A 12,834-nucleotide genomic window follows, 5' to 3' on the forward strand; every position below is an offset into this window, starting at 1 on the left:
ACGTTTGCGCTGCCCCTCACCTGCCTGCCCATCCTCCGCAACGGTTGCGGAAGGGAGCCCTTCCTCTCCCCCGTCGATCGGGGGGAGAGGTGTCGAGCGACGCTTTTGGGTGGGGGGGTCGACGGAGTGGATGTCGACCCTTGGGGCGCAAGGCGAGGTGATGTTTGCCCCTATTGCCCTTCCTATGTCCATCGGCGGTTGCCAAGTGGTTCCCCCACTCCGTCTCGGCTTCGCCGAGCCACCTCTCCCCCCTCCGGAGGGAGAGGAAAGTGTGGCGCGCCCCGATCTCTGGGGCGCGCCGGGCGCAGGGAGATACGCCCTATTTCTTGATCACGGCGTTGGCCTTGGCAGCCGCTTCCTTCAAGCCTGCCTCGGGGTCGCCGCCGAGATAGATCTTCTGCATGGCATCCGAGGTGATCTGGGCGACTTCTTCCCAGCCGGGGATGACCGGTGCAAAGCGAGCGTCGGGCAGCAGTGCTGTGAACGCGGCGAGGTCGGCATTGTTGACGTAATAGTCCATCTTGGCCTCTTCCTTGTTCACCGGCAGGAAGCCTTCCCCTTGCGTGAACTTGGCGCGCTGTTCGGTGGTGAACAGGAAGTCGAGCAGCTTCCAGGCCTCATCCTTGTTCTTGGAATTCTTGAACATGATGATGGAATCGGTGACGCCGTACGTGCCGCGCGCGCCGGTCGGTCCGGCGGGGATAGCGGCCACGCCGTATTTCAGGTTCGGCGCCTCGTCCTTGATCTGGTTGGACAGGAAGGGCGCGGTGATCATCATGCCGACCTTGCCCTGCTTGAACAGGTTCTGGACGTCCTCGCGGTTGTTGGAGGTGACGCCGGGTTCCGTCAGGCCTTCGTCGATCATCGACTTGTAGAGCTTGGCGGCTTCGAGCGCGCCCGGCGTGCCGAGGCCCGACGTGCCATCCTTGTTGAGGATCTCGGTGCCTTGCGACCACATCGCATAATAGTAATAGACGTCGGTCTCGATCTCCTTGCCCTGCAGGCCGAAGCCGAACGTGCCGGTGCCCAGCGCCTTGATCTTGCGCGCATCCTCCTGCAACTCGGTCCAGGTTGCCGGCGGGTTGGCGATTCCGGCCTTCTCGAACAATTCCTTGTTGTAGTACATGGCGCGCGCCGAGGCCGCGATCGGCAGGCCGTAGGTCTTGCCCTCCATGATCGACGGCGACAGGAAGGTGTCGATGAAGCGGTCCTTGAAGTCTGGCTTGATGTAGCCGTCGAGCGGCTCGGCGACATCCTGCTGGACGAAATCGATCAGCCAGCGGGTGCCGATGATCGACAGGTCGGCATTGGTGCCGGCCGTGATGTCGGTGGTCAGCTTCTGCAGCAGCACGTCCCACGGCACAACTTCGAACTTGACGGTGATACCCGGGTTGGCTGCCTCGAATTCCTTTTTCACCGCTTCGAAATACGGGCCGGTCTTGGCGCTGTATTCGGCGACGGTTACGCGCACCTCGCCGGCATCTGCCTGCGCGGCCAGGGCGAGCAGGCTCATTCCGGCCATCAGGCCGACAGTCCATTTTGCAAGCTTCATTCGATCTCTCCCATTTGATTGCGCCTGCGCTCTTGCGGCTTCCAGGCGACCAAGGCTTAATGTGACTTTCCTACATTATCCGTGATTTCACGCTGTGCAAGCGGATTATCCTGTTGCTTAATTACATTTCTTAAAATAGCGTTTCCGACTATCGTAGATCCCAGGGAGGCGCGCAGGGTGGTTTCAACGGCCGAATTCGCGGGAAAGACCGTGCTGGTGACCGGCGCCGGCGGCGGGCTCGGCTCGGCTATTGTGGCGCTGCTGGCCGAACGAGGCGCGCGCGTCGTCGGCTGCGACCAGTCGCAAGACCAGCTCGGCAGTCCGCATCTGGCGTCGCGCCACGTCTTCGACCTTCTCGACCGGATCTCCACCGATGCCGCGATCACGGCGATCCTCGGGAAAGACGGCGTGCCCGACATCCTGATCAACAATGCCGGCTGGACGCGCGCCGAGACTCTTGCAGCCCTGACCCCCGACAAGATCACGCATGAACTCGACCTCAATCTGACCGGGGTGATGCTGTTCGCCGATCCGCTGATCAAGGCAATGGCCGCGCGCGGTTCGGGCAGCGTCGTCTTCATCTCTTCCGTCAACGCCATCGCCCACTTCGGCAACCCGGCCTATGCCGCGGCCAAGGCCGGCATCAATGCCTATGCCAAAGCGGTCGCTGTGGAACTCGGCCGCAACGGGCTGCGCGCCAATGTCGTCTGCCCCGGCTCGATCCGCACCGCCGCATGGGACCATCGGCTGGCCAAGAACCCGGATGTTCTCGGCAAGCTCAAGCGGCTCTATCCGCTCGGCCGCATCGTCGACGCCACGGAAGTGGCCGAAGCGGTGGCCTTCCTTGTTTCGGATCGCGCATCGGGGATAACCGGCGCGGTGGTGCCGGTCGACGCCGGACTGACCGCCGGCTTCCTGCCCTTCATCGACGACATATTGGGAGCCTGACCATGACCGATGTCGAGTTCCGTGACCTGTCGAAATCCTTCGGACGCCACAAGATCCTCGAAAACATCAGCCTCGACATCAAGAGCGGCGAGTTCGTCGTGCTGGTCGGCCCTTCCGGCTGCGGCAAGTCGACCTTGCTGCGCATGCTGGCCGGGCTGGAGCCGATCACCGCAGGCGACCTCTTGATCGGCGGCGTGCGCGCCAACGATTTGCCGCCACAGCAGCGTAACATCGCGATGGTCTTCCAGTCCTATGCGCTGTTTCCGCACCTGAAAGCGGCCGACAACATCGGCTTTGGCCCAAAGATCCGCGGCGAAAGCCGCACGGCAATCGACGCCAAGGTGAAAAAGGCCTCCGGCGTCCTCAACCTGTTCTCCTATCTCGACCGCTATCCCCGGGAACTGTCGGGCGGCCAGCGCCAGCGCGTCGCAATGGGCCGCGCCATCGTGCGCGAACCCTCGGTGTTCCTGTTCGACGAGCCGCTCAGCAATCTCGACGCGCAACTGCGCGTGCAGATGCGCACCGAGATCAAGGCGCTGCACCAGCGGCTGAAATCGACCATCGTCTATGTCACCCACGACCAGATCGAGGCCATGACCATGGCCGACCGCATCGTGGTGATGGACCGCGGCAAGATCCAGCAGGTCGGCGCACCGCTGGAACTCTACGACCGTCCCGCCAACAAATTCGTCGCCTCCTTCATCGGCTCGCCGTCGATGAGTTTTGTCTCCGGCGCCCTGAAGACGACGCCCGAGAAAAGCTGGTTCGAATCGGCCGGCGGAGGGCGACTGGCGCTCGGCAGCAAGACGGTGCCGGCTGGCAGCACGGTCGAGGCCGGCATACGGCCCGAACACTTCGTCATCGGCGAGGCTGTCGACGCGATGGCGATCAAGGTCGATGTCGTCGAGCCGACCGGCTCGGAAACCCATGTCTATGGCGCCATCGGCGCTGACACGGTGCGCGCCGTGTTCCGCGATCGGATACAGGTCAAGCCGGGTGAGATGCTGCCGGTCTCGGTCGCGCCTGCAAACATCCATCTGTTCGACACGGCGACAGGCCTGCCGCTATGAGAGCGCCGGCATGAAAACGAAAACACCACGATGAAGACGACAACCCAGAAATGAAAACGCCGGCCGACATCATCACGCGCCTGCAGCTGATGTCGCAGGACGGCACCAAATCGGACCGCCGCCTGGCCGGCCTCGTGCTGACCGATCTCGACTTCGCCTCCAAGGCGGCAATCTCGGAAATTGCCGCGCGCGTCGGCGTCAGCGAGCCGACGGTCACCCGTTTCTGCCGCAATCTCGGCTGCGAGGGTCTGCGCGATTTCAAATTCTACCTGGCGCAGGCGATCGCCATTGGCGGCCAGTATCTGTCGCCCGAACCGCTGAACCGCGACGCGCGCGAGCAGCGCATTGCGTCGGCCATCACCGAAGCGGCAATCGCCGCCATCCAGCGCGCCAGCGAAAACCTCGACATGAAGACGCTGGTGGGCGTGGCCGCGCGCATCGTCAGTTCGGGCAATGTGCTGTGCATCGGCTCCGGCGGCATTTCCTCGATGATGGCGACCGAGATGCAGAACCGGCTGTTTCGGCTGGGCGTGCCGGTGCTGGCGCAGATCGACGGGCAATTGCAGCGCATGTATGCCGCGGTCGCCACATCGGAGACGACGCTGATCGCGTTCTCGGTGTCCGGCTATGCGCGCTCGGTGATCGACGCCGTGCAGGTGGCCCAGCAATATGGCGCCAGCACCATCGCCGTAACCCCGCCGGAATCAGCGCTCGCCAAGGCCGCCGATACCGTTATCCAGTTCCAGTCGCTGGAAGACGGCAACATCTACAAGCCGACCTCGTCGCGCTATGCGCTGCTGTCGATCGTCGACATGATCGTCACCTCCGTGGCCGAAACGCGCGGACCCAGGGTTCTCGAAAACCTGCGCCGCATCAAGCAGAGCGTGAACACGCTGAAGGTCGACGATCCAAAGTTGCCGCTGGGGGATTGAGGATTATCCGGCGGCCAGTGCCTCGATGCTCTTCACCAGCGTCGATGGTTCGCCAACCACACGCACCGTCTTCAGCCGCGCCGTGCCGCCTGCAATGACCGACACGACCGATGCCGGAACGCCCAGCGCCTTGGCCACCAGCCGTTCCAGCGCCGCATTGGCCGCGCCATTCTCCGGCACGGCGCGCACGCGCGCCTTCAAATGGCTGCGCCCGTCGGCCGATTTTTCGGCGCCTCCGAGCCTGTCCACGGAAGACTTCGGCGTCAGCCGGATAAACAGGTCGATGCCGTCGGCGCGCAAGCGGAATGGCGCGTTCATGCCATCGTCGGGTTCACAGGACCAGCGGCGCTATCGTGGTGAGAATGAGCTGCCTGAGGAAGAACAGGAGCAGAAGCAGGATGATCGGCGAGATGTCGACGCCGCCAAGGTCGGGCATGAACCGACGGATTGGACGCAGCGCCGGCTCGGTCAGCCGGTAGAGCATGTTGCCGATGCTGCCGACGAACTGATTGCGCGAGTTGACGACGTTGAACGCATAGAGCCAGGAAAAGATCGCCGAGGCGATGATGACCCACCAGTACAGGTCCAGCGCCATGACGATTGTTTGAATGAGGGCGAGCATGCCGGTCTCCGATTGTTGCCGACATGTAGCCATTGAGCGCGAAACCGGCAAGGGCCGGTCGCCTACAAGCATCGGGCACAAGGGATTTCGGCAAAACCCCGCCTTGACAGGAAACCGCAGCCTTCGATAAATGCGCCATCCGCTGGACGGGGCTGTAGCTCAGCTGGGAGAGCGCGTCGTTCGCAATGACGAGGTCAGGAGTTCGATCCTCCTCAGCTCCACCAGCGGAATTTTCCTGCCTGTCGACACATCTAAGTTCCGAGACGTCTCGTCAAAGCCCCGCCTTCGCTGCGAGATAGGGCGCCAGGGCAAGCGAGTAGCTGGCGGTCAGATGATGACTGTCCCGCCAGACGATGATGTTGCCGACAACTGCCGGGCATAGTTGCGGCCCGCAAATGGCATCGAGCATATCGATGGCGCGCACATTTTTCTGTCCTTCCGCGGCCAACGCCAACACGTTGCTCCGCTCAATATCGCTCAGTTTGGTGACGCATTTCGTTGGGGTCGAACTCAGGCATTCGCCCGGGTCGAATTTCATATAGGGCGTGTTGCGGATGGCAACGATTTGCGAGCCGGCGTCCGTCAGCCCGCCCCAGAGACTTCGCAGCCCCTCGATCATCACGTCTTGCTGAACCGCTCCGTAATTGGACTGGCTGGTGAAGATCAGATCCGGTTTCAGCTTTAGGATCTCGGCCAGCACCTTTTCGTGCCACTGCGCGCATAAGACGTTGGGTTTGCCATCCGCCGTGATGGCCACGCGGGTGAATGGGCAGGCGGATTTTGTAAAGGTAACCAGTTTGAAGTTGCGGTCCTTTGCGATCTTGTCCAGTGCCGGCACCCACTGGGCTGCATGAGAATCTCCCACCAGAACCATTGTTTTCGCACCCGTGGGATCGCCTAGAGAGCATCGTTTGGGCTCCGAGCTTTCCTCCTGGTGGCACTTCCTTGCATACACGACCGGCACGTCCCGCCTCAGCCGGGCCAGCGGCGGCAGAAGGTTCACACCGTCCGGGACCACGGCGCCGGAGACGAGAGCGGCGGGCCCAGGGTAGGAAGGCGTGCCGATCAGCGCGGTGTCGATGCGTTCGGTCTTCAGAAAGAGCAGCAGGCTGCCGGATGCGGCCACGCATGTGAGAACCGCCGCGGTGCCGTATCCCAGCGGCTTCCACCAGGCGCCGCCCCGAGCTTGCCGGTAGCGCTGCTCAACATATCGATAGGACAGATCCGATAGAAGCAGGGTCGCCGCAATCAGGCCGAAACCGCCGGCAAGGGTCAGCGAATGACCCTGCGCCTGGGAGATGGTGATCAGCGGCCAATGCCATAGATAGACCGAGTAGGAGCGATCGCCGATGAAACGAAGTGGCAACGAATCGAGCCCACGAAACCGGCCGACTTCAACCTCGCCAGCCAGGATGACCAGCACTGTGGCCAAGGTCGGCAACAACGCACTGACGCCGGGAAATGGAGTTGCAGCGGAAAACAGCAAGGCGGACGCAACGATGCCCAGGATGCCGGCGATCGCCAGCCACTGTCTAGTGAGTGCCGCCAGTCGAAACTGGTGTTCGGTCAGCACCAGCAGACCACCCAGCGCCAATTCCCACAGGCGGGTATGGCTGACGAAATAGGCCTGGGCCGGATCCGTCGCCGTCAAAACGACAGAGGCAACAAGTGATGCCGCGAAAATGAGCGACAACGCCCCGATCAAGCAGGCCCTCAGCGGAAGGTCACGGCGGCGCGCCAGCCAGATCACGCCGATCATCACCAACGGCCAGGCGATGTAGAACTGCTCTTCGATGGAAAGCGACCAGTAGTGTTGCACCGGGCTCGGCAAGGTGTCGGCCTCGAGATAGCTGACCGCAATCGAGGCCAGCCGCCAGTTCTCGACATAAAGAGCGCTCGCCACGATCTGGTTGCCTATTTCCTCCCAGCGCGCCTTTGAGATGAAAAGCAGCGTGCCCAGCAATGCCACCAGCAGCACCAGGGTTGCTGCCGGCAACAACCGTCGCACCCGTCGCGAGTAGAATTCGATCAGTGAAATCCGGCCGCCGCGCAGCGCCATCTGCGCCAGCAGGCCCGTGATCAGATAGCCAGAGATGACGAAAAAGACGTCGACGCCGACATATCCGCCAGGCAGCACATCCGGCCATATGTGATAGACCACGACAAGCGCGACCGCCAAGCCGCGCAGCCCCTGTATTTCGGGTCGAAACCGACGGTTCTGATCGATTGTCACCGGATATCCCCAACAGTCTCAGCCGGCCTGGATCAACCGGCCAGTCCCCGCCACGATCTTCATAAGGGCAGAGTGCCGTGAAGCAAGAGCCGATCGCAGCAGCTCATTCTCTTTCCGCCTTCAGCCCGCTTACCAGCGTGTCGACGAAACCCAGCAGCTCACTTTCGAGATCGGTGGACGCCAGGCCAATGAAACGGTCTTCGAGCGAGATGGTGACGATCCCATGCACGGCGGAGAACAGCGTGCGCGCGCGGGCCAAAAGCTCCGGCGTTGCCGCCGCCGGGAGCAGCTGGGCCAGCGGCTCGACCAGATGCTGGATCAGCACGGCATGTTCGGCCAGATGCCATCCGGGCACCGCCACGCCTGGCGCCATGCGATGCTCGAACAGCGCCTTCCACGCCATGCGATTGCCGCGGGCGAAGCCGAGATAGGCCTTGGCCAGTGCCTTCAGCTTGGCCCTTGGCTCGGCGGCGGCGGTCGCCTCTTGTTCCAACGCCGCCCCAAGTCTTGCCAGCGTGATCGAATTGACATGCAGGATGAGCTCGTCCAGGTCGGCGAAGGCGGTGTAGAGCGCGCCCAGCGCGCAGCCGGCATCGGCCGTGATGTCGCGCGCACGCAGACCGGCGAGCCCCGAGGACTGGATGCGCGCTTGCGCGGCCTCGATCAGCTTGCCTTTTAGGTCCTCGCGTTTGGCGTCCCGTTTTGCGGTCATTAACCTTCTCTTATGCGCAATCATGAACACCGTTCATTTTCTGCTTGAACGCCGTTCACAATGTGCTACTTTGCCTCATGAACAACGTTCATAGAGGAGAAACGGAAATGTTGAAACAGTTTTTTGCTCTCGTTCGCGGCCGAAGCTACGAAGCCGCCGAGGCGGTCGTCGACCGCAACGCGCTGATAATCCTGCGCCAGCAGATCCGCGATTGCGCCGACGCTATCGCGGCCGCCCGCCGGGCGGTTGCAATTGCCATCGCCCAGAATGAACAGGAAGTCGCGCAGTACAAGAAGCTTGTCCTCCGCATCGACGATTTGGAGAAGCGCACGATCGCCGCGATCGAGCAGGGACAGAATGAACTGGCCCGCGAAGCCGCCGAAACCATCGCCATGCTGGAAGCCGAACGCGACGCCTCCGCCGAGGCGCAGAAAAGCTTCGGCGCCGAGATCGAGCGTCTCAAGCGGATTATCCGCGTCTCCGAAATGCGCCTGCGCGAATTGCAGCGCGGCCAGCGCATCGTTGCCGCGGTCGACTCGACCCAGCGCCTGCGAGAAAGCGCGCCCGGCTCCAGCCTGTCGGCGCTCAGGGACGCCGAGGAGACGCTGCTGCGCCTGCGCACCAGGCAAAAGCAGATCGACGCCACCGCGGCCGCCATGGCCGAGATGGAACAGTCGGGCGATCCTGCCGCGGTCTCAGAGAAGCTTGCGGCCGCCGGCTGCGGCGCGCCGCTGAGAAGCAGCGCCGACGCCGTGCTCGAACGGCTCACGAAGACCATGACCAAGCCGGCCTGATCGTACCCGGCCTGATTGTTATCCAGTCTGATCGTACCCGGCCTGATTGTTATCCAGTCTGATTGTATCCGGCCTGATTGTATCCAGCCTGAAACAGACCCACGCCCAACCAACCTGACCTTGAAACGAAAGGACCATATCGATGACCCCGAACACCTATTCCCCCAAGGACTCAAGCGCCTGGAAGACCTTCACCATGGCCAGTTTCGCCGTTGCCGCCATGATGATGGCCGGCGGCATCTACTTCATGGAGGCGAGCTTCGCCGCCAAGGGGTTTTACGCCATGGCCGCCATCATGCTCGTGCACACCTCGATCACCATCACCAAGACGCTGCGCGACTCGGAAGAGGCAAGCCGCTTCATCAACCGGCTGGAAGACGCCAAGACCGAGAAGTTGCTGATGGAAGTCAGCCGCAGTAACGAAGTGTAACCGGGTTCCCGCTAAACAAGGCTCAACGCGCAAGACCGCTGATCAATCCAGCCAGGATTTTAATCGGTCTTGCCCAATGGAAGTCGCCGCTATGGAAATCGCCCCGATCAACCGACCGACAGCTCATCTGATGACGTCCAGGCGCTTTGCGCCCTTGTTCTGGACGCAGTTCCTGTCCGCCTTCAACGATAATTTCCTCAAGAACACGCTGGTGTTCCTTATTCTGTTCACGCTGGCGGCGGACCAGGCGGCATCACTGGTCACCTTGGCGGGCGCCGTCTTCATGGCCCCCTTCCTGCTCCTGTCGGCGCTCGGCGGCGAGCTCGCCGACCGCTTCGACAAGGCTCTCATAGCCAAGCGTCTGAAATTCGCCGAGATCGCGGCGGCGGGTGTCTCCGTCGTCGGCATCGCCCTGTCGTCCATTCCCGTGCTGATGACGGCGCTGTTGATGTTCGGCGTTGTCTCGGCGCTGTTCGGACCGATCAAATACGGCATCCTGCCCGATCACCTCGAACGCAAGGAACTGCCCAAGGCCAACGCCTGGATCGAGTCAGCTACGTTTGCCGCGATTCTCGGCGGCACCATAGCCGGCGGCGTCGTTTCCGCCGATGGCATCGGTGTCGCGGTGTTCGGACCGATCATGATGGCGCTCGCCGTCGGTTGCTGGCTCGTCAGCCGCTACATCCCGTCGACCGGTTCGGCGGCGCCCGACCTTGTCATCGACAAGAACATCTTCCGCTCGACCTGGCGCCAGGTCGCCGAATTGCGCACCGACACGCGCATCTGGCGCGCCGGCCTGATGACGTCGTGGTTCTGGCTGATCGGCGCCATCGTGCTCTCGCTCCTGCCGGTGCTGATCAAGGATTCGCTCGGCGGCAACGAAATGGCCGTCACCGTCTACCTCGCCGTGTTCGCCGTCTCGATCGCCATCGGTTCGGCCATCGCCGCCTGGATGTCGCAGGGCCGCATCGTGCTGTTGCCGGCACCGGTCGGCACGGCGCTGCTCGCCCTGTTCGGCCTGCATCTCGCCTGGACCATCTCCGGCATGACGCCGTCGCCCCAGGCGGAAACCCTTCGCGCGTTCTTCGCCGGCCCAAACACGGTCCGCGTCGCCATCGACCTCGCCGGCATGGCCATTGCAGCCGCTTTCCTGGTGGTGCCGACCTTCGCCGCCGTGCAGGCCTGGTCGCCCGAAGCGCGGCGCGCCCGGGTTGTCGCCGCCGTCAGTATCGTCAATGCCGGCTTCATGACTGGCGGCGGCATCATCATGGCCCTGATCCAGACAAAGGTCTCGACCGGCGGCATCCTGTTCGGCCTCGCCGCGGCCAATGCGATTGCCGCCTGGCTGATGCTGAAATATTTGCCGACGAACCCCTTCCGTGACTTCGTCTCCATCCTGTTCCGCGCTTTCCTGCGCCTCGAAGTCGAGGGCATGGAAAACCTGAAAGCCGCCGGCAAGGCGCCGATCCTGGCGCTCAACCATGTCAGCTTCCTCGACGGTCCGCTCGCCTTGACGCTGACCGATGAGGAGCCGGTCTTCGCCATCGACTACACCATTGCCCAGGCCTGGTGGATGAAGCCGTTCATGAAACTTGCCCGCGCTTTGCCGCTCAACCCGGCCAAGCCGATGTCGACCCGCACGCTGATCAAGATCGTGCAGGGCGGTGACCCGCTGGTGATCTTCCCGGAGGGACGCATCACCGTGACCGGCGGCCTGATGAAGGTCTATGACGGCGCCGCCATGGTTGCCGACAAGACCGGCTCGATGGTTGTGCCGGTGCGCATCGACGGGCTGGAGAAGACCTACTTCTCGCGGCTGAGCTCGCAGCATGTGCGCCGCCGCCTGTTCCCGAAGGTCAAGGTGACCATTCTGGAACCGGTCAAGCTCGAGGTGCCGCAAGAGCTGAAGGGCCGCAAGCGCCGCGCCGCAGCGGGTTCCGCGCTCTACCAGGTGATGTCGGATCTCGTTTTCCGCACCCAGGACATCGACAAGACCGTACTGGAAAAGATCATCGAGACGGCGAACGAACGCGGCATGAAACAGCTCGCAGTTCAGGATCCGGTCACCGGTTCTCTCAGCTACAGCAAGCTGCTCACGGCTGCCGCCGTGCTTGGTGAGAAGTTCCAGAACCTTTATGCCGACCAGCAGACGCTGGGCATCATGCTGCCCAACGCCAACGGCTCTTGCGCGACGCTGCTCGGCGTCATGTCCGCCGGCAAGGTTCCGGCGATGATGAACTTCACCGCAGGTGCTGCCAATATTCTGTCCGCCTGCAAGGCCGCCGAAGTCCGCACCGTGCTGACGTCCCGCGCGTTCGTCGAACAGGCAAAGCTCGGCGCCGTGGTCGAGGAACTCGGTCGCTCGGTCGACATCGTGTGGCTCGACGATCTCAGAAAGACCATCAGTCTCAAGGATAAGCTGCTCGGCTTGCTGCGCAAGTCGACGCCGCGCGCGAAACGCAAGCCCGGCGATGCGGCGGTGATCTTGTTCACCTCGGGTTCGGAAGGCACGCCGAAGGGCGTCGTTCTGAGCCACCGCAACATCCTGGCCAACGCCGCCCAGGCGGCGTCGCGTATCGACTTCCATTCGGGCGACAAGGTGTTCAACGTGCTGCCGATCTTCCACTCCTTCGGCATGACCGCGGGCACGGTGCTGCCGTTGATCTCCGGCGTGCCGGTCTATTTCTACCCCTCGCCGCTGCACTACCGCCTCGTGCCGGAACTGATCTACGGCTCGAACGCGACGATCATCTTCGGCACCGACACCTTCCTCTCCGGCTATGCGCGCACCGCTCACCCCTACGACTTCCGCTCGATACGCTATTGCTTTGCCGGCGCGGAACCGGTCAAGACAGCGACGCGCATGACCTATATGGAGAAGTTCGGCCTACGCATCCTCGAGGGCTACGGCGTCACCGAGACGGCGCCGGTGATCTCCATCAACACGCCGATGTACAATCGCTCCGGAACCGTCGGCAAGATCATGCCCGGCATGGAATACCGCCTCGATCCGGTCCCCGGCGTCGACGAAGGCGGCCGGCTGTTCGTGCGCGGCCCCAATGTCATGGCCGGTTATCTCCGGGCCGAGAAGCCCGGCGTGCTCGAACCGCTGGAGGACGGCTGGCATGATACGGGCGACGTCGTCGCTATCGACGAAGGCGGCTTCATCACCATTCGCGGCCGCGCCAAGCGCTTCGCCAAGATCGGCGGCGAGATGATCTCGCTGGCCGCTGTCGAAGCGCTGGCCGGCGAATTGTGGAAGGGCTCGCTGTCGGCGGTCGCCACGGTGCCCGACGCGCGCAAGGGCGAAAAGCTGATCCTCATCACCGAGGCACCCGGCGCCACACGAGCGGAATTCCTCGCCTACGCCAAGGCCAACGGCGCCATGGACCTGATGGTCCCGGCCGAAGTGCGGGTGGTCTCAAAGGTACCGGTCCTTGGCTCCGGCAAGCTCGACTTCGCCGCCGTGACAAAAATGGTGCGCGACGAAGAAGCCTTGAAGACCAAGGCCGCCTGACCCGGCTACGGCAACGGGCCGACG

Annotated in this window: 11 protein-coding genes and 1 tRNA gene; 7 read left to right on the forward strand and 5 right to left on the reverse strand. The window is 63.0% G+C overall.

From position 1 onward, the window contains the following. Positions 1–319: 319 nt before the first annotated feature. Positions 320–1,552 carry an ABC transporter substrate-binding protein gene (locus NKK50_RS22405; protein WP_023681442.1) on the reverse strand — a complete coding sequence of 411 codons (1,233 nt, stop codon included), beginning with the start codon at positions 1,550–1,552 and terminating at the stop codon, positions 320–322. A 177-nt stretch (positions 1,553–1,729) separates the two neighbouring features. Between NKK50_RS22405 and NKK50_RS22410 the strand changes: the two genes are divergently transcribed. Genes NKK50_RS22410 through NKK50_RS22420 form a run of 3 tightly spaced genes read left to right on the forward strand, consistent with a single transcriptional unit; the run spans position 1,730 to position 4,502 of the window. Next, positions 1,730–2,500, forward strand: a complete 771-nt coding sequence (locus NKK50_RS22410; protein WP_352543867.1) for an SDR family oxidoreductase — start codon at positions 1,730–1,732, stop codon at positions 2,498–2,500. 2 nt (positions 2,501–2,502) lie between these two features. Beyond that, complete coding sequence (locus NKK50_RS22415) at positions 2,503–3,570, forward strand: ABC transporter ATP-binding protein (protein WP_023753217.1); 1,068 nt, start codon at positions 2,503–2,505, stop codon at positions 3,568–3,570. 50 nt (positions 3,571–3,620) lie between these two features. Further along, positions 3,621–4,502, forward strand: a complete 882-nt coding sequence (locus NKK50_RS22420; protein WP_023668604.1) for a MurR/RpiR family transcriptional regulator — start codon at positions 3,621–3,623, stop codon at positions 4,500–4,502. A 3-nt stretch (positions 4,503–4,505) separates the two neighbouring features. On the opposite strand, the gene NKK50_RS22425 is transcribed toward NKK50_RS22420, so the two are convergent. Together NKK50_RS22425 and NKK50_RS22430 are read right to left on the reverse strand one after the other, a co-directional pair. After that, positions 4,506–4,820 (reverse strand): DUF167 family protein, encoded by a 315-nt coding sequence (locus NKK50_RS22425; RefSeq protein ID WP_023668603.1) that lies wholly within the window; start codon positions 4,818–4,820, stop codon positions 4,506–4,508. A gap of 13 nt (positions 4,821–4,833) precedes the next feature. Then, positions 4,834–5,124: a YggT family protein gene (locus tag NKK50_RS22430; protein ID WP_023668602.1), complete on the reverse strand. Its 291-nt coding sequence runs from the start codon at positions 5,122–5,124 to the stop codon at positions 4,834–4,836. A gap of 148 nt (positions 5,125–5,272) precedes the next feature. Here NKK50_RS22430 and NKK50_RS22435 point away from each other — a divergent pair. Continuing rightward, positions 5,273–5,348: transfer RNA gene (locus tag NKK50_RS22435), tRNA-Ala, on the forward strand. Between the two features lie 47 nt (positions 5,349–5,395). Here NKK50_RS22435 and NKK50_RS22440 read toward each other — a convergent pair. Together NKK50_RS22440 and NKK50_RS22445 are read right to left on the reverse strand one after the other, a co-directional pair. Further along, positions 5,396–7,357 (reverse strand): acyltransferase family protein, encoded by a 1,962-nt coding sequence (locus NKK50_RS22440; protein WP_023834657.1) that lies wholly within the window; start codon positions 7,355–7,357, stop codon positions 5,396–5,398. Between the two features lie 103 nt (positions 7,358–7,460). Next, positions 7,461–8,069: a TetR/AcrR family transcriptional regulator gene (locus NKK50_RS22445; protein WP_023834658.1), complete on the reverse strand. Its 609-nt coding sequence runs from the start codon at positions 8,067–8,069 to the stop codon at positions 7,461–7,463. Between the two features lie 107 nt (positions 8,070–8,176). Here NKK50_RS22445 and NKK50_RS22450 point away from each other — a divergent pair, with 107 nt between their 5' ends. From NKK50_RS22450 to NKK50_RS22460, 3 genes are all read left to right on the forward strand, one after another. Then, complete coding sequence (locus tag NKK50_RS22450) at positions 8,177–8,863, forward strand: PspA/IM30 family protein (RefSeq protein WP_352520791.1); 687 nt, start codon at positions 8,177–8,179, stop codon at positions 8,861–8,863. A gap of 142 nt (positions 8,864–9,005) precedes the next feature. Continuing rightward, positions 9,006–9,293, forward strand: coding sequence for a YiaA/YiaB family inner membrane protein (locus NKK50_RS22455; RefSeq protein WP_023681450.1), 288 nt, complete (start codon positions 9,006–9,008; stop codon positions 9,291–9,293). 91 nt (positions 9,294–9,384) lie between these two features. Beyond that, entirely contained in the window at positions 9,385–12,810 is a 3,426-nt protein-coding gene (locus NKK50_RS22460; protein WP_352500522.1) for an acyl-[ACP]--phospholipid O-acyltransferase, read from the forward strand. The last annotated feature ends 24 nt before the right edge of the window (positions 12,811–12,834 follow it).

Origin of the sequence: Mesorhizobium sp. M0001, assembly GCF_040324255.1 — a bacterium.
In the GTDB taxonomy this organism is placed as follows: Bacteria; Pseudomonadota; Alphaproteobacteria; order Rhizobiales; family Rhizobiaceae; genus Mesorhizobium.